Genomic DNA, 19,235 nt, shown 5'->3' on the forward strand with positions numbered 1-19,235 from the left:
AGTCACATAAGGCAGGTTTCCAAAAAGGTGCGACATCATGGCGGTTGATAAAGAACTTGAAATTAAGCTTCAGTTCCTAGACGAAGCGGATGAGTATCTACAAACCCTGGATGGGGCATTATTGGATTTAGCGCAAAAGGGTGTCTTGCGTAGTGATATTGATGCCGCTTTACGCTCATCTCACTCCATCAAAGGTGGTGCCGCCATGATGGGATATGCGCTGCTGAGTGACTTTGCCCATCGGCTTGAAGACTCATTGAAGGTGCTTAAGGTCCAACGTGATGGGCTGGTAGTAGATAATGACTTAGAACGATTGCTATTGTCAGCGGTGAATGTGTTGCGTCAGGTAATTGAGTGCGATCGCAGACAGACACCTCCTGATGAAACTTGGCTCAATGGCACAGCCCTACCTATTTTTGAGCAGCTTTACGAGATCTTGGGAGAGACTGAGCCTGAGGACGAGAATATCCTGCTGTCATCAGATGAAAATCAAGATATTATCCCAGTCTTATTTGGTACTGAAGTTGAAGGTTGTCTGACTCGTTTAGAATCTGCCATTTCCAGCCAAAGTCCACAGCTACGTGAAGAAGTCGATATCCTTGCTCAAGAGTTAGGCGGCCTAGGAGAGATGCTACAGCTATCCTCCTTTTGTGAGCTATGTACTTCAGTTGGGCAAGCTATCCATGGTGCCAGCAATGCTCAGGTGATGGAAGTCGCCCAAGCGGCTTTGAGTATATGGAGACAATCCCAAAATCTGATTCTAGAAGGCAAAGCTGACCAATTGCCCACAGCAGTATCAGGGCTAAGTTTCGAGGTGCCCGCGACGACTGTTGCTGCCGATCTCTTTAGTGAAGTGAGTGCAGTTGACGAGCTTTTACCCGCTGATTCTATGCCAGGCATAGAACCGGATGCAGAAGATGATTGGGCTACGATTCTTGCCCAAGCAGAAAATACTCCAGCTGACCAGGATATTTTTGCTCAAACGACAGACATCTTTCAATCTGTGGAATCACTTGCCTCAGAAGATGTTCAACCGATAGAAACGACTGTTCAACCTGCTACTGCTCAAACGGTAGAAACTAAACCAGAAGAGACTGTTCAACCAGTGACACCAGTCGTAGAACCTGTTGGGGAACAGCCTACGGGGCAGGATACAACCAAGTCTCAAGCAGAATTTCGTTTCTCTAGCAAAACCAGTGGTGAGACTAACGCAGTCTCAGATGTGGGTCACGATACCACCGTACGAGTTTCAGTACGACAGCTCAATGAACTTAACGATTATTTTGGTGATCTAACCATTGAGCGTCATCGCCTCGATAGTGAAGTCAAACGCTTGAGAACATTAGTTACGCTGCTTCACGAGCGACTACGTTCTTTAAAAGCATCCGAAGAAGATCTGCGCGATGTCTACGACAAAACATCTAGTGGCAATCAAATGATGCTACCGGCTGCCACCAATGGTCACAGTGATGCCGTTGCCCTGACGTTATCTAATGAGGGATTGGGTAGTAGCAATACCTCAGGGTTTGACACGCTGGAGATGGATCGCTACGACGAGCGACACTTGCCCTTCCGTGACATGATGGAAACTGCGGTAAGACTGCGAGAAGTTGCCGATGATATTGAAATTAGCGTCGATACAGCAGAACAATCGTCGCGAAATTTACAGCGCACTACTCGTCAGCTGCAGCGCAATCTCAACCAGCTGCGCATGCGACCCCTATCGGATATTACCAATCGTTTTCCTCGGGCATTACGCGAGCTGTCTCTGGAATTTGGTAAATCGGTAGAACTTAAAGTAGAAGGCGATAAGACGCTGATTGACCGCAATATTTTAGAGTCGCTCAACGATCCGTTGATGCATATTTTGCGCAATGCCTTTGACCATGGCATTGAGACACCCACTGAACGTATAGCTGCTGATAAGCCAGAGCAGGGCACTATTACCATCAATGCGCAACAACGTAGTAGCCGTACTGTGATTACAATTCAAGATGATGGTCGCGGTATTCCCCTCGATAAAATTCGTGCCCGTGCTAAGGAAATGGGATTAGATGAGTCTCTCTTAGCCACGGCCAGTGAAACCGATCTACTCTCATTGATTTTTGAACCTGGCTTTAGTACGGCGAGTCAAGTGACAACGCTCTCTGGCCGTGGTGTGGGCATGGACGTGGTTCGCAACAATCTTGAAGAGATTCGTGGTGATATCAGTGTTTCCACTAAGGCTGGTCAGGGCTCAACCTTTACCATTTCAGTTCCTTATACCCTTTCTGTTACCAGGGTTTTATTAGCTGAGAGTAATCGTCTGCCAATGGCTATTCCAACGGATAACCTCCAGGAAATTACTGTAGTTTCTGATGAAGAAGTGTATGACGATGGCGGTCGCGAAATGTTTACTCGTAACGGTCAGCCGATCCGGTTAATTCGTATGGCTAAATGGCTTGCCTTCAACTGTGCGCGTCACATTGAGAGCTTGGAGATGAGTCCTAATGTAACCGTGCCAACGGTATTAGTATTCCGTTATAACGAGCAGCGGTTTGGTTTCCAGATTGACCGCTCATGGGGAGAACAAGAAGTAGCGCTGCGACGAGTCGAAGGAACGGTGCCGATGCCGACAGGCTTTAATAACTGTACTATTTTTGGGGACGGTCAAGTCGTTCCGTTGCTCAACGCACCAGAGTTTCTGCGCTGGATATTGAGCTGTGAAGGTTCGAATATTAAAGAAGCTGCTGTGCTATATGGTAATCCTCTACTCAGCGGCAAGCTCAGTGACCTACAGCCTAACTCAGGCGCGAATGCTGCTAAACAGCCGACGATCATGGTGGTGGATGATTCGGTCAATGTTCGACGGTTGCTGGCCTTAACCTTAGAAAAGCAGGGGTATCGGGTCACCCAGGCAAAGGACGGTCTGGACGCGCTAGAAAAACTGGATGCTGGTTTGGATATTAACGCGATTGTGTGTGATATCGAAATGCCTCGTTTAGATGGATATGGCTTTTTGGCAAAACTTCGGTCCCACGAACGTTGCTCGCATATTCCCATAACGATGCTGACATCCCGGACAGGCGATAAGCATCGTCAACTGGCAATGAAGCTGGGAGCCAATGCTTATTTCTCAAAACCCTATCGGGAGCAGCTGTTGCTTGATACCCTAGCTCAAGCAACAGCTGCTCCTTTGAATTAGGATTTAGTGCCAAGATCTCATGCAATTTTTGCACGTCCTGAAGGGACAGGTCATACCCCTATAGCCTAAGATTTATGGGCACAGATTAGAGTGAGCAACAGGCATGATCGTCATTACCTTGAAGCTATTTGCGGTATATCAGGATGTTTTGGGATGTCCTGAAATGACCATGGAGTTGCCTGAAGGAACAACGATTGGTGGGCTGTGCGATCGCATCTGCAATCAACACCCTGAACTAAAAAAGTGGCAAAACCTCACCCGCTTTGGCATTAACCTACAGTTTGTTGAACCCAATACTACCCTGAACAATGGCGACGAAGTTGTTCTAATTCCACCAGTGAGTGGTGGTTAACCCATTGGCAGAGGCTCGCGAGTATGCTAATAATGACCGCACTTACTCTGTGGCGTATTTTTTCAAGATTTCGAGGGAAACTGTTTTCAAGGCAGATTCATGGGTTGCTGCTAGCACTACCTTAGGAGCAAACCCGGCCTCGTGGGCTTCCTTCCAGCGACTAGCACACAGACACCAGCGATCCCCTGGCTTGAGACCCGGAAACTGATACATTGGCATCGGTGTACTTAAGTCATTGCCCTGGGCCTTGGTATAGGTTAAAAACTCTTCTGTAACTTCAGCACACACAACATGGGAGCCTAAATCATTAGGGCCTGTATTACAGGTACCATCACGGTAAAATCCGGTCATCGGACTGGTACAGCACACTTGTAAATTCTCACCCAGAACGTTTCTTATAATTGCCATAGTTTGAAAAATCTAAATCTCAGCAACAGCCCGCTCAACCAGGCGACGAGTCAGGGTTTGTACCCCTGTATGCTCATAATAATTGATGGAAATATCTAAGAAGGCACCAAAGTAGTCCATCTTATCGTCGGCGATGTCCACAAATGTTTTGAGGTTAGCAACAACGCTTTGGGGTGTAATACCTTTAGACTCCACAAAGTTGCCCATCCAGCCTTTGACCGATTCAAAGCTAGCACCAATAAAGGTCAGCTGATCGGCGGTTTTAGCGCCAGGTACAGCTTCTTTAATGGCCTTAAACGCTGGATTGTTGTCCAGGTCCTTAGGGGTGAGATTTCCTAATACGGTTTCGGTTTGCTTAATAAAATTAGGTCCCAGGGGCACGAGACCGTCAAAGCACACCAGGGCTGCCATCCGGATTAACGACTCGCCGCCATAGTCTCCCAGGGCTTTAACAAAATCCCCAACACTGTCACCAGGAATGCCATTGATTTTGCAAAAAGCGACAATTTCGGTTACTAATTTCATACACAGATCAATGGTCTGAGCTTTGTCAGCCTTGGGCGTGAGGCGGTTGACAATTGACAGAAAGCGCACATTTTCGGTCATTTTGTTGGCCAGAGCGGCTTGACCTAACGCTCGCCCAGTAGAATCAATTGTCTGATAGAGCCACATCGCTCTTTGATACCCTTCAGACTTATCGTTATAAAGCTGAAGGGCTCGCGCACCGATTTGTTCAATGATGGCGGTGTCACTCTCACCAGTTACCTGGCGAATAGTGTTTTCAAAGCCAACCAGGTTTTCCCATTCTCCAGGCAAAATTCTGTCCAGGGAGCGGAGGGCAAAAACCGTGAGGTTTTTCTGCGGTAACTCGTTAACTAGCTCATAAATTGACTTGCTCATGGTGATGTCCTCGTAGAGTGGCGCAGGCGATATCAATTGACGAGCTGAGCAAGACCAGCAAGGTCAAATTTTTCGAGCCAGGCTTCACGGTCAGTTGGGGTAAATGCTGGATCTCGTGAGAGGACTTTGACCTGCAGCCGATCGGCAACCAGGAGACTCGTGGCTGTGCTGCCAACCTCCACGACGGGATACCCTGACAAGGTGCGATCGCTATTTTCATATTTGGCAGCAGCGCTGGGATTAGAGGTTGTATCCGATACGGACACCATCGCTAACGTATTCCCATCCTGCTTGATCTTAGCTTCAGCAAAGCCATCCTTCTCTTGGGTGTAAACCCTCTCGTATCCGTCAGCTGTGGGGAAGAACTTGTTGAACTCACCGCCATTGATAACAGCTTTTTTATCAACTGCGATCGCAGGTGTTTGTGCTTCAATTTGCTCCCATTTTGCCGTGTCGCTGGGTTGAGAGGCATTGAGCTGGGTGAACTGACAGCCACCGACAACCAGCAGCCCGACAAGCACAAGAGTACCGATGGCGATGGAAACTTTACGCAACATGGGATCAGGAAGTATTGCTAACTACGAAACAGAATCAGGACCAAAAATACAGATAAACTCTATCGCCATTTGTCGAACGTCAGATAACCGGTGAATATTTTGTAAGCATTCGTATCGTTATTAGATGCAATTTTTGACAGCTGGAGGTCCATAATAGGGCGATGACTTAAATCGACGAGCCGTTATGCCCAGGAAACCAAGCGAATTTATTGTCCATCTGCTGTTTGATGGTGGCCACCATGAGGAAGTAAGGTTTTCATCGATTCAAGACTTTCAAAAGTGGTACAGCAATGAGCTGATGCCCAAATCTTCTTCAGACGACTTTATTAAGGTGCCACTGCCAGAGATTAATCCAGGCGAATATATGGTGATTCGGCCTTCTCGGCTAGTGGCGATTCGAGTTGAGCCACAGTTTAGCTCCAGTGTAGAGCGCTTCTAGGTGACGGATAGTGATACTGAGTGGACGGTGGCTACGGACAGCCTTGATGGCAGCTGCGGTTTGCTATCCAGTATCGGCAGCAGCAGTACCACTGGTTCGGGGCAACTGTCACGTTGAGTTTGTCCCTGAGCTCTGTTTGGGGTACGACGCTCAGTTTGGTCAAGAACGCACTCGCTTGCTCCAATCCATTGATTACAGCCTGGATTATTTGAATACGGACGCGGCTGTAAGTGCCTATGCCGAGTATCCGATATCGAGTATTACTCGCGAACGGGTGCAGCGTAGTCTGGTGCGGTTTCGTCAGCTGGTGGCCACCAGTCATTCGGCGCAGCAGCTGCAGCAAGCCGTGCGTCAGGAGTTCGAGTTTTATCGCTCCGTGGGTAATGACGGTCAGGGTCAGGTGGAATTTACCGGCTACTTTGAGCCTACCTACACCGCCAGTGCCGTACCCACAGCAGAGTATCGTTATCCCCTATACGGCTTACCGACGGATCTCGATACCTGGCCACTACCCCACCCCACCCGGGCTGAACTAGAAGGCACTGATGGATTGCAGGGTGAAAATGGGCCGTTAGCGGGTTTAGAACTAGTCTGGCTGCGAGATCGACTAGAAGCATTTTTGGTGCAAGTACAGGGCTCAGCACGGCTGCAGCTAACGGATGGCTCAGTGATGTCCGTGGGCTATGCCGGGCGCACAGAGTATCCCTACATCAGCATTGGCCGAGCCTTAGTGAAGGATGGCATTGTGGAAGAATCAGAGTTATCCCTGCCCGTGTTACTGGACTATTTTGAGCAGCAGCCAGAGGCTCTGGATCGCTATCTACCCCAAAACGATCGGTTTGTATTCTTTAAGGCCACGGGGGGCTCACCACCAATTGGCAATCTGAATGTGCCGGTGACGGCGGGGCGCTCAATCGCGACCGATAAAACTCTGATGCCACCCGGAGCATTGGCTTTGATTAGTTTGGAGCTGCCGATACCGACTACAGCCGATAGCTGGCAGTCCATACCCGTCAATCGCTATGTGCTGGATCAAGATACTGGTGGGGCGATTCGTGGTCCCGGTCGGGTGGATATTTTTGTGGGTACAGGTATTGAGGCTGGAGAACAGGCAGGTCTGATTAATACGAGTGGGCAGCTATATTATTTGCTACTGCGTGAATAGGGGGAATGTCCTTCGGGATGTACGTGGGGACGTGGATGGAGAGGTGGCGCTCGCAAATTTGTTGGCGCAGGTCATCCTGATCAAACCGGCCAATAAAACACGTATCCTGAGCCTTGCGATATTCAATTAACGTGATCAGACGCTCCTGATTTTCTGGTTCCAGACGATTGATCGACCCATCAATCACAATGACGCTGTAATCAATGGCAAATGTACGCGCCAGATTGACTTGATGCAGTTCATTAAGAGTCAGGTGTTTAGGCGCTTGGTGCCACAGACGTCGCGCTAGACCCACCCAATCTAAAACATGACGGCTTTGAGCCTCAGCCTGTGTACGAGTCAGACCTAGCTCAAGTAATTGACGGGATACGCAATCGAGCACCGTAGATTCACGGCGCAGTGTCTCACTCTGGCCCAGATAGCCAATGGTGCGGGCTTGGATTTGGTCGATTTGACGATGGGAGAGTTGGGGTAAGTTGAGCCATCGCCCCTGGTGATCGACCCAAATAGCGCCAGCGTCGATGCGAATATGCCCGCTCAGAGCATCTAGCAATAATCTGTTGGCTGATGGGACATTGCTATGTAAGTGAACACATTCTCCACCTTTGAGGGTAAAGGAGATATCTTCTAGACCTGGAAAGCGCTCTTCACCAGGCTGAGCAGCGCTTTTATAAAGTCTCTCTACTTTGAGTTTGATGTTGTTATAGCGAATTTCAAAAGGAGTTTTCATAGGAGGTGCTGAGGTGAGAAATTTAGCGATTGCTGATTTAGGGGATGAGTTGATCTACGGTTTTTTCTATTTGACGGTTGCTTACAGCTCAAGCCATCGCGAGGATCAGCAATGCCGAAATTTAATCAATGGCAGCTATCGCCCTGGTCGCGCCTGAGCGATAATTGCCTGTTGTTTAGAGCGAGCCTGCGTCGTTAGTTGGTCGCCATGGAGGACACAGCGAGCCCTCAAATTAGCAACAGCGCGGATCGTAAATTTGAAAAAAATTATGGGCCAGGCTATTACCCTGGAGCTTTATCCGTGGCCTCTGTAAAAAATTGCTAGTACTCTAGCTGCAAATACACCACTACTGATAATCAATGTGTAGCACCCATCTCAGTAGAATACCTGAAAAAATTTGATTCCAGTGCTCAGTCAGCGGGATCTTTTTGAAGCCTTTAAACTAGATGTCCGGACTTCTGTATCACTTTTGACACACTTTTGACAGAAGTAGACTGTTTTTTTGTCAGCGAGCGGCGACGATGATCGTTCACAATGGATCAACCTGAAAATATCGCCGTTTTTCACTATTTTCAGAATCAGGGATTATGACCTACCCGCTCCAACGTTTGTTGACCTATGGCCGCCGCTATCGTCGCCGGATTTGGCTGGCCAGTTTAGCCTCAATTTTTAATAAACTCTTCGATTTGGCTCCGCCCGTGCTGATTGGTTTGGCGGTGGATGTAGTGGTCAAACAACAGGACTCGCTGATCGCCAATTGGGGGGTATCCAGCATTCGCGGACAGTTTATGTGGCTGTCGGTGCTGACGGTGATTGTTTGGGCCTTGGAGTCAGCCTTTGAATATGCCTACAACTGGATGTGGCGTAACCTGGCCCAGTCGATTCAGCACGACCTGCGTTTGGATGCCTACACCCATTTGCAGTCCCTGGAATTAGCGTTTTTTGAGGAGCGGAGTTCCGGCGGGTTAATGTCTATTCTCAATGACGACATTAATCAGCTGGAGCGGTTTCTTGATCGGGGGGCCAATGAAGTACTGCAGGTGGTGACCACCGTACTGCTGATTGGAGGAGCCTTTTTTGTCATGGCTCCTAAGGTGGCATGGATGGCGATGCTACCGATGCCGTTTATTGTGTGGGGTGCGATCTCATTCCAAAAATATCTGGCTCCCCGCTACGCTGAAGTGCGTGAACGGGTGGGACTGCTCAACGGTCGTCTGGCCAATAACCTGACTGGTATTGCCACCATTAAGAGCTATACCGCTGAAACCTATGAAAATCAGCGGGTGGCGGCGGACAGTGAAGCCTATCGCCAGAGTAATCGTCGGGCGATTGCCCTAAGTTCGGCCTTTATTCCCCTGATTCGCATTCTGATTTTGATCGGGTTTACGGCTACCTTGCTGTACGGCGGTTTGGAAGCGGTAGCTGGCAATCTGGCTGTGGGTACCTACAGTGTGCTGGTATTTCTAACCCAGCGGCTACTATGGCCCCTGACTCGTTTAGGCGAAACTCTGGACCAGTACCGGCGGGCTATGGCCTCCATTGATCGCGCCATGGATTTACTGGATACTCCTGTCGCGATTCGTCCTGGTGACTACCGGCTGCCGGTCAGCAACGTGCGTGGAGAGATCGCCTTCAAAGATGTTACGTTCGCCTACCATGACCGCCTGCCGGTGGTGCAGCATCTGACCCTAAAGGTCCCGGCGGGCAAAACGACGGCTATTGTTGGCGCAACAGGATCTGGCAAAAGTACGCTGGTCAAGCTGTTGCTGCGTTTTTATGAAATTAGCAATGGGCAGATTACTCTGGACGGTCACGATTTGCGACAGCTGCATCTAGATGATTTACGTCAGGCCATTGGGTTAGTCAGCCAGGATGTATTTTTATTCCATGGAACGGTGGCTGAAAATATTGCCTACGGTAGCTTTAGTGCTGCACCTGCTGACATTGAGAAAGCGGCCAAACTAGCAGAAGCCCATGAGTTTATCCAGCAGCTTCCCCAGGGGTATGACACCATCGTGGGAGAGCGTGGTCAGAAACTGTCAGGCGGCCAGCGTCAGCGGCTAGCCATTGCTCGTGCCTTGCTAAAAGACCCGCCGATTTTAATTTTGGATGAGGCGACATCGGCGGTGGATAACGAAACTGAGGCGGCAATTCAACGATCCTTAGAAAAAATCACCTGCGATCGCACCACGATTGCGATCGCCCACCGTTTATCCACGGTCCGCAATGCCCACTGTATTTATGTCATGGATCAAGGACAGCTAGCAGAGTGGGGAACCCATGAGGAACTTTTGGCCCGCGATGGCATCTATGCAAATCTATGGCGCGTACAAATGGGAGAGCGGGTACTGGTGTGATCGATGACACTGAGCTGATCCCAGTATATGTAGGCTCAATGTACCTCTACAGAGTTAACTTGTAGACTTCTACAAGCGCCCCGTAAATTCCGGACTTAATCATGGCAATTGGGATAGGGGAGTAGCGTTAACCGATCTGAAGGTTGGCGTCATCCGTGTGTTTCCTTAATTATCCATGGAAAGAAATAGAGCTTACTCTATAGCGGTCAACCATCATCCGATATCCGCTCAATCCCCTGGCTGGCTACCTGTCACCTCAGGTATGTTAGCGCTCACCTGTGGCTTGTCAGGGTCGGCTGCCAATGCTTTGGCAGAGCTGCCAGCAACATTCGCTACACCTGAGGCTCCTGCCAATGAACTTGAAGGTGTAAACGATAGCACTACAGAGGTTGATCCTCCCAAGGCAGCTGCTGTAGAACCTGCGGCTTTAAGGCCCAGCTTTTCTCGCCTAAAACTAAAGGCTCAAAAACTGTTGCGATCGCAGTCCCCAACGGCTCCAACCCTATCGGTTGAACGTTTGGAAGGCCATCGTCGAGATTTGCATCGGCGGTCCAATGAAGTTGAATCGCAGCTATTAGGGTTACAGCAGCTGCTCTCCATCCAAGCCTATGGCAAGAGTTTTGCCGATCGACTCCTGGCGGAGGATGCGGCCTATCAGGCTAAATTACAGCAGTTACAGACGCTAGAAGCAGAACTCCATGGAGCGATGAAGCAAGCTGATGCAGCAACGCTGAGCCAGCTGCAAAATCGTTTGGATCAGACTGATAGAGAACTCCGGCAGATTGCCCAGACCCAGCTGCAGCGCTATATCGATCAGGCTCAGACGAATTCTACCCTGGGCCTATGGCAAGAGCCGATGTATCGACAATCCTTGCGCTGGTTGATGGAACATACTCACGAGCGACATCAGCTGAATGCTCGTCAACAGACCCTGGCTGATACCTTGGTTGCGATCGCTGCAAACTAGCGCTGATTTTTTTGCAATTCAATTTTCAAACAGGCATCCATGACCACTTGCCAGCCATGGTCCACAGCCTGGTGGGCCACAGCAGCATCGTAAATACCTAACTGGGTCCACAAGCACTTCACCTCAGACATCGTCCCTATCGTCAGCAGTTCGTTCATCAAGTCAGGCAGAAACTCACTACGACGGAATACATTCACCATGTCGATGGGGCCTGGCACATCAGCCAGACGGGCGTAGCAGCGTTGACCATCGATTTCTTTAGCCGCAGGGTGAACCGGGTAGACAATGTACCCTTGCTGACGCATGTAGCGAGCGACCTGGTAGCTGGGGCGCTGGGGTTTAGGAGAGTGACCCACAACAGCGATATACTTCGTTTTGGCCAGCACACGTTCAATCACAGCTGGGTCTCGATAGGACGTGCTCATGACATCTCACTCGTAAGTATCGCGGGCCTATGCAAATTGTTTCTCACTATCTGAAATTTGATACAGCTGACACAATTGATATCCTCAACATTACCTCAGCCATTCAGCAACAAGTCGAGGTGGCTGCCATCCGCCAGGGACATGTGGTGATTTTTTCTTGTCATACCACCACAGCATTAACGGTGAATGAACATGAAGAGCGCTTGTTGACCGATATCAAAACCTATTTACGTCAGCTGGCTCCACCGCAGAACCGCTATTTACACAATGACCTGCATTTACGAGATGTCCCTCCTGATGAACCCATCAATGCCCATTCACACCTGATGGCCATGACTCTGGGCAATAGTGAAACCGTGCCGATTGTCAATGGTGAGTTGGCGTTGGGGACCTATCAATCGGTGATGCTGGTGGACTTGGATGGGCCGAGGCAGGGGCGGCAGGTATTGATACAAATTTGTGGTGTGTAGATCGATTTCGTAGAAAGCAAATATATTGAACTAGCGTTTTTGCGATTGCTGAGCTAAAGGATGAACCGGTCTAGAGCGATTGCTATCTGATGGTATCTCCCAGCTAAAGTCATCCCGAGAATCAGCAATGCCGCGCGTTTATTAGGGCTCAAAATTCTCCATATCTTCTCCGTATCTAAGTAACCATTTCAATTTGTCACAGGTGCGAGTAGATCAACGTTGCCCCCCTCTATAGCTATAGAATATGGGTTCTCTATAATTGAACTGTAGCTTTCAACCTATTGATATTTATCTATGCTGGTCACCAGTGAATCCCTAAAACAAGATATTGAAAAACTCACTGACGATCAGCTTCAGCGAGTTGCAGAATTTATTGCTTTTCTTCGATTTCAAGAAAAACGAAGACGCATAGAACTCAATCCAGCACTTTTGGCTCCTCTTACGAATGAGTTTGCACAGGAAGACCGTGCTCTTGCAGAATCAGGGATGGATGACTATGGGGACATGCTTGCTCAGGAAGATCAATAATGCCCAAATCGTTGAAACGCGGAGAAGTCTGGTTAGCAAATCTTGATCCGACTCAAGGTTCTGAACAAGCAGGTATTCGCCCTGTCATAGTTTTCCAGAATGACATCGTTTCACGATTTTCCACAACAACCATTACTATTCCCCTTACAACGAATAAGCGTCGTGCTTCTTTACCTATTTGCGTGATGATTGAACGAGGAGATGGTGGACTAACACAAGATTCTGTGGCACTTTGTTTTCAACTTCGAGTGCTAGATAAAAAACGCTTACTTAAGCGATTGGGACAACTCAAGCCAAAGACAATTACTGAACTTGAAGAAGTAGTCTTAGTAACTCTAGGATACGAGTTATAAAATTCTTAAAACCTCTGCCCTGCAAGCGTTTTAGTTGAGTTTGCAGGGTTTGTATCGAAATGTCCTCTGGTCTAGATTTTTAAGGTGCCATATCCCATTACAAATTACGTGGATCGTCCTGATCCGAGTGCAGCGTCTGACCAGGAGTAAAATACATAAACTTAGAGCCCCTCGGTGCGCCCGGCTTATGCCAAATTCCTTTGGGAACTACAAACGTTGAACCCGCCTCAGCAACAACGTGTTGCGGTGTTTTACCCTCCAGCAACGTTATTTCAAATTCTCCTTCAAGGATGTAAAACCACTCATCCGTATCTGGATGCATTTCCCACACAGGTGAGACGCCTGTGATGCTACATGCGCTGACATGGCTGCCATTAAACGCGACAACGTCTAGAAAAGATCCCTCAGGCTGGGCCGCCAGTTGAGCGTAGATATTTTTGATTTCCATAGAAGCTGGGGGGCTAACACCCAATCTTAAAACCTGACACATCAGTGATAGCACACTTAATTGGTTCGTGCGTACTATATGGCTTATGTCTCACTTTGGGGTTCATCCTTGAGTAAGCCTTGAAGCTGCATATGGCTGAGTAACCAGCTGGTCATGGTAGCTCGGCGAGTGAGGCGAGGTATCAGCTGATCGATGCTGTAGCCCTTAAAGCCCAGATACGTTTTGAGTAATTGCTTATTCGGTTTGGGAATCGATCGGGTCAGCTGTACCGTTGCAGGACGACTCTCAATAAAATTGGGTGGTTCAGGAAATTTTTCCCGCAGGGGTTCCCTGACACCGCTAGCATCCCATTGCTCGGTGGAGGTGTCATAGCGATAGCCCAAATGGTACCAGACGAGTCGATTGACGATATCGTCCTCAAGCTCTTCATTGAGGATAGCCCAGAGGGTGGTTTCGGTGAGGGTAGGCAAATCAGTCATGGCAGGTAGTAATGCATCAGAGCATTAGGATAGCAAGCGGTTGACCGGTAAAATGAGCTGGTTTGTGCTGATGGGTGCAGTGGTTTTGGAATTTTGGCAGCACGGTTGATATTAGACAATTTTGACCGACAGTCAGTCAATCAGGCATTGGCTCAGTTGCCCGTGCCAGCAATACCGGCATTTCTAAAGTGTATGCGGCCCAGGTTCGATGTTCATGTATTTGAACAGGTGGCGTCAACCAATGAAACTCTTTGGGCCATGGCAGAAGCTCAGGCCGGAACGGTTGCGATCGCACATACTCAAACCGCTGGCAAAGGTCAGCGAGGAAAACAGTGGGCATCCGCACTAGGCGGAGTCTATTTATCACTGATGCTAGAGCCTGACTGGCCTGTAGAGCAGGCAGCTCAACTTACCCTTTGCAGTGTCTGGGGAATTGTCAGTCAATTTAGATGCTTAGGCATTCCAGCCCAAATCAAATGGCCCAACGACATTGTAGTGGCGGGGCAAAAGCTTGGCGGTATTTTGAGTGAAAGCAAGCTTGAAAAGGGAACCATAGCTCGGGCTGTCATTGGAGTTGGTATTAATGTTTACAACCCGGTGCCGACCACCGGTATCACCTGGCAAAAACTCACCCAAAACAAACACGACCAAGCGATTGCCACCTTAAGCCAAGTAGCTGCAGCTGTACTCTCAGGCATCTGGCGGGGCATTTTTTATCGGAGTCAAACAGATGACAAAACTTTTTCGGATGCCTATCAAAGTCTACTGACCAACCTAAATATGCCTGTAGTTCTGGAAGGAAAGGCATTAAAGGTTGTGGGTGTCACGGCAGCGGGACACTTAATTTTAAAGTCTTCGTCACAAGATTCAAGGCAAACCACTATGCCGGTTGAACAACTGGTCTACATCAAGCCCGGTGAGCTATCCCTAGGGTACTCCCAATCTGAAATCGAATAGCGCGTACTCCTATTGTGCAGCATAGCCTCGATTCAGTTTCCTAATAATTTATTTATTGTGTTCTTTTTACATTACTTTCCTTAATTACTAACTAAATCGTCACCCAAATTATTTATTTATCTTCCTATGGCTGACTTCTGCCCTTCATCTTCGGTATCGTCTAATTCTGCTGAGTCTAACGCTGATTCCTGTCATGCTAAATCCAAGGTAATTATTACTAATCAAAAATCTGGGCAGTTGTGGAAAAAAATCGGCATCGTCGGTTCAGTAGCTGTCATGGGTAGCCAGCCAGTGCTGGCTCAGATTAATATCCCGACGGGTGAAACGGCTGCACCAGCCGTGGCTGCTGAAGCGGCTCCTTTGGTTACGGCCACTCCAGATGCACCTGCAGCGTCTGCGCTGGTAACGCCGCCGGTAGTTGTATCACCAGAGGCGGCTCCCCCTTCATTTTCGCCCACCCCAGCTGCATCTAGTGCTGTAGAAGCGATTACATCCCAGGTAGAAATCGAAATTGTTGTTCCGGCTGCTGACCCGGCTTCAGAAGCAGAGGCGGCTCCGACTGAGCTAAAAATTACGGCTGCCGATGTAGAGGAAGCCGTAGAAGAAATAACAGAAATAGACGCCACCGTAGAAGAAACAGATACTGCGACGGTGGCAACAGACGTGGAGATCCCTGACGTAGAAAACGATAACGCTGATGGGGGAGATGACAGCATTGAGGCAGAAGATGCCAGTACTGATGGAGAAGACGTCAGCGTTGATGGAGAAGGTGCGGATGGCGCTGTCTCCGAGTTAGAAGACGTCACCCCCGAAGTAGAGATTGTCACCCCCAGCGATGTCGTTCCCGGTGCCATACCCACAGGGGAAGACTTGGCCTCTGAAGATGGCGAGGTATTTGTCGACCCCAGTGAGGAAGAAGAAGGAGAAAAAGAAGAAAAAGAAACGCTGGAGTCAGATGGACCAGAAGTCGTTGTTTCAGAGCGTTCGACCGGATGTGAGTATACGGTTGATGCTGAGCATGTCGGCGGCTGTGAAGAGGCTGGCGAAGAATCTGAAGCGGTAGCCAGTGTCCCTGAAACGAATGCTCCTGAAACCTCCGTCAAGCTCGGGCCAGTAAGCATTAGCCGCTCGGGTGTGCGTTTTTCTGGCGGTGCCACTACTGCCGCCGGGCGTGAATTTTATAATACGGTGGCCCGACCCCTAGTTGAGCTCCAGGCAGGTCAATCATTTGTCTTTCCCCTGGCGGCTCCATCTCCAATTACTTCGTTGTTTGGCTGGCGTTGGCATCCCATCCATCATGACTATCGTTTTCACAGTGGAACCGACTTGGGAGCACCCCAGGGGACTCCGATTCTAGCGACTCAATCGGGTCAGGTATCTGTAGCCGACTATTTAGGAGGTTATGGTCTAACGGTTATTTTGCGGCACAATGACAACACCCTGGAAAGCCGCTACGCCCATATGTCTCATATTCTGGCGCAGCCTGGCGAATGGGTAGAGCAGGGCGAAGTCATTGGTTTGGTGGGGTCTACGGGGAATTCTACTGGGCCACACCTCCACTTTGAGCTCCGCCAGCTCACTAGCCAAGGATGGTCAGCGATTAATCCTGACGATGTTTTGAGATATGCCCTAGCAAATCTCAACAATCAGATGAATGGCAGATCGCTACAGGCGCTAAATATTATTCATCCGGCCCACGCGGCTTCGGCTCAGGCGGCTTTACCTAAGGGAGTCAAGACTGAAACCTTGGTGAAGGATGCCCCCCATTTCCGACCTGCCCAACCCCATGCCCAGTAAGGATCAAGATTGGCGATTTACCTATGACCGCTGCATTCGATTCCATGAAACCGATGCGGCTGGTGTGGTGTACTTTGCCAATATTTTGAGCCTGTGTCATGAGGCCTATGAAGCGGCATTGGCTGAGGCGGGTATCAATGTGCGGGACTTTTTTAGCGGTGCAACATTGGCGGTTCCAGTGGTCCATGCTGCTGTGGACTTTCGCCAACCGCTGTATTGTGGCGATCAGGTTGCGATCGCACTAACACCTCAGCGTCTCAACGCCACCAGCTTTGAAATTCGCTATTGTCTGCGCAATGCTGCTGAAAAAACAGTAGCCACGGCCCTCACCCGCCACGTATGTATTGACAGCACTAGCCATCAGCGTCATCCACTGAGTCCCGACTTAGAGCAATGGATGCAGTCAACTGCGCTACCACCTGAGACCGGTTGACCTTTCCTTGAGCGTTACGGGGAATTATCTCAACAAAGCACCACTGTTTAGGATGTTTGTAGGCACTGAGCAAGGGCACTAGAGCCGCCTTCACCATGGCTGGCGTAAGGGTAGACTGACGGTCATCCCCAGGGACACAAAGTGCTGCCACCGTTTGCCCCCATACTGAGTCGGGCAAACCTACAATACACACATCCTGCAACAATCCCGTTGCCAGTAGCGCGGCTTCGACCTCTGCGGGAAAAACATTTTCACCGCCGGTAATTATTTTCTGGCTGTTGCGGCCCACAATGTGCAAATGCCCTTGTTGATCCAGATAGCCGAGATCGTCTGGATAAAACCAGCCATGGTGTGAGGAAAATTCTGTCCCTGACCAATACCCTCGTCCCAACGCGGATGACTTCAGCGCCACCCGCCCCACGGTGCCCACAGGCAGAGGCTGAGAAGAGTGCAGAGCATGCACTGCCAGAGTGACATGGGGGAGTGGTTGGCCGTTGCTGCGTATCCCCTGCTGAAACTCTTCGGGCAACAGGGTGGCCACCTGAGCGGCTGTTTCACTCATGCCATAGGTTAACGCGATCGGTAACTGAGCCGCTTGCGTCAGTAAGGCAGGCCAGGCAGGTGCGCCCCCCAAGAGAATGGCTCGAAACTGCGAGAGCCACGCCTGAGTATTGTCGTTTTTGAGCAGCCGCTGCAGCTGGGTAGGCACCAGAGAAATAAACCAGGTCCGGTCTGGTGGCGTCAACCGCTGTCCTGCTTCTAGCTGTTTAAAGGGCTGGATAATTAGCTTCCCTGGAGACAGCCACACCCGGATTGCCTGCATCAGACCGCTGACGTGGTAGAGCGGTAAAACACAATAGCTGTTAACGGGCTGCTGATTAAAATGGGTCAAAAATCCCTGGGCGGAGGCAATGAGGCTTGCCCAAGTATGGATGACAAATTTGATCTGTCCAGAGGTGCCGCCAGTGGCAATGAGAATATGGCCTGGCTCTGGTTGCTGTGTAGAGAGGCCAAAAGAGACAGGCGGCGTCTCACCCAAAATCACATCGGGAGTTAGCTGTTGGGCAACCTGCTGCCATTCCTGTTGTTTCCAGTGGGGATTGGCTAGCACCAGAGTAGCGTTCGCCAGCAGTCCGGTCCAAAGATAGGCTAGAAACCGGCTGGGGTTGGTTTCGTTAATCAGCACCACGGACCTGGCTGGAATCGTTTGAATCAGCTCACACCAGGGTTCGGTGAGGGTAGGCCAGAGGTTTTGTGGCTGGCAGAATTGATGGCTGAGGTGATAGTCACTCGCCGCGCTTATCCCAATCTTTGCCATAGCTGCTGCCAATTGGTTTGGCTCAGACCATCGTTGGTAAACCACTGCTGGGTGCCTAATCCTAAGGCCCGGTGGGGAATATCCGGGTAGGCCATGGCTAAGTCGATGGCCAAACGAATCAGGGCCTGACGTCCAACGGCGGTTTCAAACACCGATGAAATTACTAGATCAATCGGGTACTTGTGATAAAAGTGTTGTAATCGTTGGGGAGACCCCATAATCGCTGCTTTGATTACATAGATGCCATCCCAGCCTCGGTGAAAGTGAGCTTTGAGCTGTTCCAGGCTGGCAATGGACTCATCCAAGGCAATGGGGGTGTGATAGCGATAGCTCAATCGCATCAGGGTATCAAAGTCCTTGGGAGGCAGCGGCTGCTCTAGAAATTCGATGCGCTGATCGTTGCGATCGCACCAATCTAACCACTGCCGTGCCGCCAGCTCATTCAACCCCCCATTAGCATCCAGACGCAGCTTTGCCCCTAGGGGCAGTTGACCCAGTAGCTGATCGAGCCAGTCCATCTCTTCAGCTATAGGACCAACACCAATCTTGCACTTAAACACGCGATAGCCCTGTCGCCATAGGGTTTGCCACTGCTCTAAGGATGCCTGCCCCCTGGGCAGCAGGACACCACATTGCGCATTGGGTAGGTCGATGGGGCGTAATTTACGCTCCAAGCTACTAAAGACTGACTCCAGACCAAACTGACAGGCGGGTAATGTAGGCAATAAAGACGGCACCACATGGTCAGATAGCTCAGCGGGGAGCTGCTGACAAAAATCTAAGGCCTGCTCAAATGTTTCAGACCCAAACCAGGGGAGCGGTGCCACCTCACCAAAGCCGCAGCGGCCATCCTCATCGGTCAGTTTGAGAATTAATCCCTGACGCACTTGCCATTCCCCGTGATGGGTACGAACCGGCTGTCGAAACCGACGTTGATAGGGACGAAACTCAAACCGGTAGGACATGGC

22 protein-coding genes are annotated in these 19,235 nt (G+C 49.8%); 13 read left to right on the top strand and 9 right to left on the bottom strand.

What is annotated here, in order from left to right; translation table 11 throughout:
• Positions 1-37 precede the first annotated feature (37 nt).
• Together N836_RS71500 and N836_RS71505 are read left to right on the top strand one after the other, a co-directional pair.
• A complete protein-coding gene (locus tag N836_RS71500; RefSeq protein WP_023076926.1) occupies positions 38-3,184 on the top strand; it encodes a hybrid sensor histidine kinase/response regulator in 3,147 nt (1,048 codons plus the stop codon).
• Positions 3,185-3,287: 103 nt separating this feature from the next.
• The gene (locus N836_RS71505; RefSeq protein WP_023076927.1) at positions 3,288-3,536 is read left to right on the top strand and encodes a MoaD/ThiS family protein; all 249 of its coding nucleotides are present in this window, start codon (positions 3,288-3,290) and stop codon (positions 3,534-3,536) included.
• 42 nt (positions 3,537-3,578) lie between these two features.
• Here N836_RS71505 and N836_RS71510 read toward each other — a convergent pair whose 3' ends face one another.
• Genes N836_RS71510 through N836_RS71520 form a run of 3 tightly spaced genes read right to left on the bottom strand, consistent with a single transcriptional unit; the run spans position 3,579 to position 5,401 of the window.
• Positions 3,579-3,944, bottom strand: a complete 366-nt coding sequence (locus tag N836_RS71510) for a DUF2237 family protein (protein WP_031294711.1) — start codon at positions 3,942-3,944, stop codon at positions 3,579-3,581.
• 12 nt (positions 3,945-3,956) lie between these two features.
• A complete protein-coding gene (locus N836_RS71515) occupies positions 3,957-4,844 on the bottom strand; it encodes a hypothetical protein (RefSeq protein WP_023076929.1) in 888 nt (295 codons plus the stop codon).
• Positions 4,845-4,876: 32 nt separating this feature from the next.
• Positions 4,877-5,401, bottom strand: a complete 525-nt coding sequence (locus N836_RS71520; RefSeq protein ID WP_023076930.1) for a hypothetical protein — start codon at positions 5,399-5,401, stop codon at positions 4,877-4,879.
• 184 nt (positions 5,402-5,585) lie between these two features.
• On the opposite strand from N836_RS71520, the gene N836_RS71525 reads away from it, so the two are divergent.
• Together N836_RS71525 and mltA are read left to right on the top strand one after the other, a co-directional pair.
• Entirely contained in the window at positions 5,586-5,840 is a 255-nt protein-coding gene (locus N836_RS71525; protein WP_006515131.1) for a hypothetical protein, read from the top strand.
• Positions 5,841-5,886: 46 nt separating this feature from the next.
• Positions 5,887-7,005, top strand: a complete 1,119-nt coding sequence (gene mltA / locus N836_RS71530; protein WP_023076931.1) for a murein transglycosylase A — start codon at positions 5,887-5,889, stop codon at positions 7,003-7,005.
• Here the strand turns inward: mltA and N836_RS71535 are convergent.
• A complete protein-coding gene (locus N836_RS71535) occupies positions 6,962-7,735 on the bottom strand; it encodes an ATP-binding cassette domain-containing protein (RefSeq protein ID WP_023076932.1) in 774 nt (257 codons plus the stop codon). The two genes, mltA and N836_RS71535, sit on opposite strands and share 44 nt — an antisense overlap.
• Positions 7,736-7,748: 13 nt before the next feature.
• Between N836_RS71535 and N836_RS76845 the strand changes: the two genes are divergently transcribed.
• The 3 genes from N836_RS76845 (at position 7,749) to N836_RS71545 (ending at position 11,059) form a co-directional block, all read left to right on the top strand.
• Positions 7,749-7,892, top strand: coding sequence for a hypothetical protein (locus N836_RS76845; protein WP_161635063.1), 144 nt, complete (start codon positions 7,749-7,751; stop codon positions 7,890-7,892).
• Positions 7,893-8,322: 430 nt separating this feature from the next.
• Entirely contained in the window at positions 8,323-10,092 is a 1,770-nt protein-coding gene (locus N836_RS71540; protein WP_023076933.1) for an ABC transporter ATP-binding protein, read from the top strand.
• Positions 10,093-10,267: 175 nt separating this feature from the next.
• Positions 10,268-11,059: a hypothetical protein gene (locus N836_RS71545; protein WP_152532313.1), complete on the top strand. Its 792-nt coding sequence runs from the start codon at positions 10,268-10,270 to the stop codon at positions 11,057-11,059.
• Here N836_RS71545 and N836_RS71550 read toward each other — a convergent pair.
• A complete protein-coding gene (locus tag N836_RS71550; RefSeq protein WP_023076935.1) occupies positions 11,056-11,484 on the bottom strand; it encodes a CoA-binding protein in 429 nt (142 codons plus the stop codon). The two genes, N836_RS71545 and N836_RS71550, sit on opposite strands and share 4 nt — an antisense overlap.
• Positions 11,485-11,513: 29 nt before the next feature.
• Here N836_RS71550 and N836_RS71555 point away from each other — a divergent pair, with 29 nt between their 5' ends.
• The 3 genes from N836_RS71555 (at position 11,514) to N836_RS71565 (ending at position 12,835) form a co-directional block, all read left to right on the top strand.
• Positions 11,514-11,954 (top strand): secondary thiamine-phosphate synthase enzyme YjbQ, encoded by a 441-nt coding sequence (locus N836_RS71555; protein ID WP_023076936.1) that lies wholly within the window; start codon positions 11,514-11,516, stop codon positions 11,952-11,954.
• 294 nt (positions 11,955-12,248) lie between these two features.
• A complete protein-coding gene (locus N836_RS71560) occupies positions 12,249-12,482 on the top strand; it encodes a hypothetical protein (protein WP_023076937.1) in 234 nt (77 codons plus the stop codon).
• The gene (locus N836_RS71565) at positions 12,482-12,835 is read left to right on the top strand and encodes a type II toxin-antitoxin system PemK/MazF family toxin (RefSeq protein ID WP_023076938.1); all 354 of its coding nucleotides are present in this window, start codon (positions 12,482-12,484) and stop codon (positions 12,833-12,835) included. The genes N836_RS71560 and N836_RS71565 overlap by 1 nt, the downstream gene beginning before the upstream one ends.
• A gap of 97 nt (positions 12,836-12,932) precedes the next feature.
• Here the strand turns inward: N836_RS71565 and N836_RS0139900 are convergent, their stop codons facing one another.
• Complete coding sequence (locus N836_RS0139900) at positions 12,933-13,283, bottom strand: cupin domain-containing protein (protein ID WP_023076939.1); 351 nt, start codon at positions 13,281-13,283, stop codon at positions 12,933-12,935.
• Between the two features lie 83 nt (positions 13,284-13,366).
• On the bottom strand, positions 13,367-13,762 hold the full coding sequence (locus N836_RS71570) for a DUF1823 family protein (RefSeq protein ID WP_023076940.1): 396 nt from the start codon (positions 13,760-13,762) through the stop codon (positions 13,367-13,369).
• Positions 13,763-13,855: 93 nt separating this feature from the next.
• Here N836_RS71570 and N836_RS71575 point away from each other — a divergent pair, with 93 nt between their 5' ends.
• The 3 genes from N836_RS71575 (at position 13,856) to N836_RS71580 (ending at position 16,949) form a co-directional block, all read left to right on the top strand.
• Positions 13,856-14,719: a biotin--[acetyl-CoA-carboxylase] ligase gene (locus tag N836_RS71575; protein ID WP_023076941.1), complete on the top strand. Its 864-nt coding sequence runs from the start codon at positions 13,856-13,858 to the stop codon at positions 14,717-14,719.
• Between the two features lie 126 nt (positions 14,720-14,845).
• On the top strand, positions 14,846-16,516 hold the full coding sequence (locus tag N836_RS74070; protein WP_235071196.1) for a M23 family metallopeptidase: 1,671 nt from the start codon (positions 14,846-14,848) through the stop codon (positions 16,514-16,516).
• Positions 16,506-16,949 carry an acyl-CoA thioesterase gene (locus N836_RS71580; RefSeq protein WP_023076943.1) on the top strand — a complete coding sequence of 148 codons (444 nt, stop codon included), beginning with the start codon at positions 16,506-16,508 and terminating at the stop codon, positions 16,947-16,949. The genes N836_RS74070 and N836_RS71580 overlap by 11 nt, the downstream gene beginning before the upstream one ends.
• On the opposite strand, the gene N836_RS71585 is transcribed toward N836_RS71580, so the two are convergent.
• Entirely contained in the window at positions 16,870-18,267 is a 1,398-nt protein-coding gene (locus tag N836_RS71585; protein ID WP_023076944.1) for an AMP-binding protein, read from the bottom strand. The two genes, N836_RS71580 and N836_RS71585, sit on opposite strands and share 80 nt — an antisense overlap.
• The gene (locus N836_RS71590) at positions 18,249-19,232 is read right to left on the bottom strand and encodes an o-succinylbenzoate synthase (RefSeq protein ID WP_023076945.1); all 984 of its coding nucleotides are present in this window, start codon (positions 19,230-19,232) and stop codon (positions 18,249-18,251) included. Before N836_RS71590 ends, N836_RS71585 begins: the two co-directional genes overlap by 19 nt.
• Between the last annotated feature and the right edge of the window lie 3 nt (positions 19,233-19,235).

The organism is Leptolyngbya sp. Heron Island J (genome assembly GCF_000482245.1).
In the GTDB taxonomy this organism is placed as follows: domain Bacteria; phylum Cyanobacteriota; class Cyanobacteriia; order Phormidesmidales; family Phormidesmidaceae; genus Leptothoe.

Excerpts from the sequence above, each read along its gene's own strand:
- mltA (WP_023076931.1), top strand. The coding sequence starts at position 5,887 with ATGGCAGCTGCGGTTTGCTATCCAGTATCGGCAGCAGCAGTACCACTG.
- N836_RS71560 (WP_023076937.1), top strand. The coding sequence starts at position 12,249 with ATGCTGGTCACCAGTGAATCCCTAAAACAAGATATTGAAAAACTCACT.
- N836_RS71580 (WP_023076943.1), top strand. The coding sequence starts at position 16,506 with ATGCCCAGTAAGGATCAAGATTGGCGATTTACCTATGACCGCTGCATT.
- N836_RS71585 (WP_023076944.1), bottom strand. The coding sequence starts at position 18,267 with ATGGCAAAGATTGGGATAAGCGCGGCGAGTGACTATCACCTCAGCCAT.
- N836_RS74070 (WP_235071196.1), top strand. The coding sequence starts at position 14,846 with ATGGCTGACTTCTGCCCTTCATCTTCGGTATCGTCTAATTCTGCTGAG.
- N836_RS71555 (WP_023076936.1), top strand. The coding sequence starts at position 11,514 with ATGCAAATTGTTTCTCACTATCTGAAATTTGATACAGCTGACACAATT.
- N836_RS71540 (WP_023076933.1), top strand. The coding sequence starts at position 8,323 with ATGACCTACCCGCTCCAACGTTTGTTGACCTATGGCCGCCGCTATCGT.
- N836_RS71570 (WP_023076940.1), bottom strand. The coding sequence starts at position 13,762 with ATGACTGATTTGCCTACCCTCACCGAAACCACCCTCTGGGCTATCCTC.
- N836_RS71525 (WP_006515131.1), top strand. The coding sequence starts at position 5,586 with ATGCCCAGGAAACCAAGCGAATTTATTGTCCATCTGCTGTTTGATGGT.
- N836_RS71535 (WP_023076932.1), bottom strand. The coding sequence starts at position 7,735 with ATGAAAACTCCTTTTGAAATTCGCTATAACAACATCAAACTCAAAGTA.
- N836_RS71515 (WP_023076929.1), bottom strand. The coding sequence starts at position 4,844 with ATGAGCAAGTCAATTTATGAGCTAGTTAACGAGTTACCGCAGAAAAAC.
- N836_RS71520 (WP_023076930.1), bottom strand. The coding sequence starts at position 5,401 with ATGTTGCGTAAAGTTTCCATCGCCATCGGTACTCTTGTGCTTGTCGGG.
- N836_RS0139900 (WP_023076939.1), bottom strand. The coding sequence starts at position 13,283 with ATGGAAATCAAAAATATCTACGCTCAACTGGCGGCCCAGCCTGAGGGA.
- N836_RS71510 (WP_031294711.1), bottom strand. The coding sequence starts at position 3,944 with ATGGCAATTATAAGAAACGTTCTGGGTGAGAATTTACAAGTGTGCTGT.
- N836_RS71590 (WP_023076945.1), bottom strand. The coding sequence starts at position 19,232 with ATGTCCTACCGGTTTGAGTTTCGTCCCTATCAACGTCGGTTTCGACAG.
- N836_RS71545 (WP_152532313.1), top strand. The coding sequence starts at position 10,268 with ATGGAAAGAAATAGAGCTTACTCTATAGCGGTCAACCATCATCCGATA.
- N836_RS71505 (WP_023076927.1), top strand. The coding sequence starts at position 3,288 with ATGATCGTCATTACCTTGAAGCTATTTGCGGTATATCAGGATGTTTTG.
- N836_RS71565 (WP_023076938.1), top strand. The coding sequence starts at position 12,482 with ATGCCCAAATCGTTGAAACGCGGAGAAGTCTGGTTAGCAAATCTTGAT.
- N836_RS71550 (WP_023076935.1), bottom strand. The coding sequence starts at position 11,484 with ATGAGCACGTCCTATCGAGACCCAGCTGTGATTGAACGTGTGCTGGCC.
- N836_RS71500 (WP_023076926.1), top strand. The coding sequence starts at position 38 with ATGGCGGTTGATAAAGAACTTGAAATTAAGCTTCAGTTCCTAGACGAA.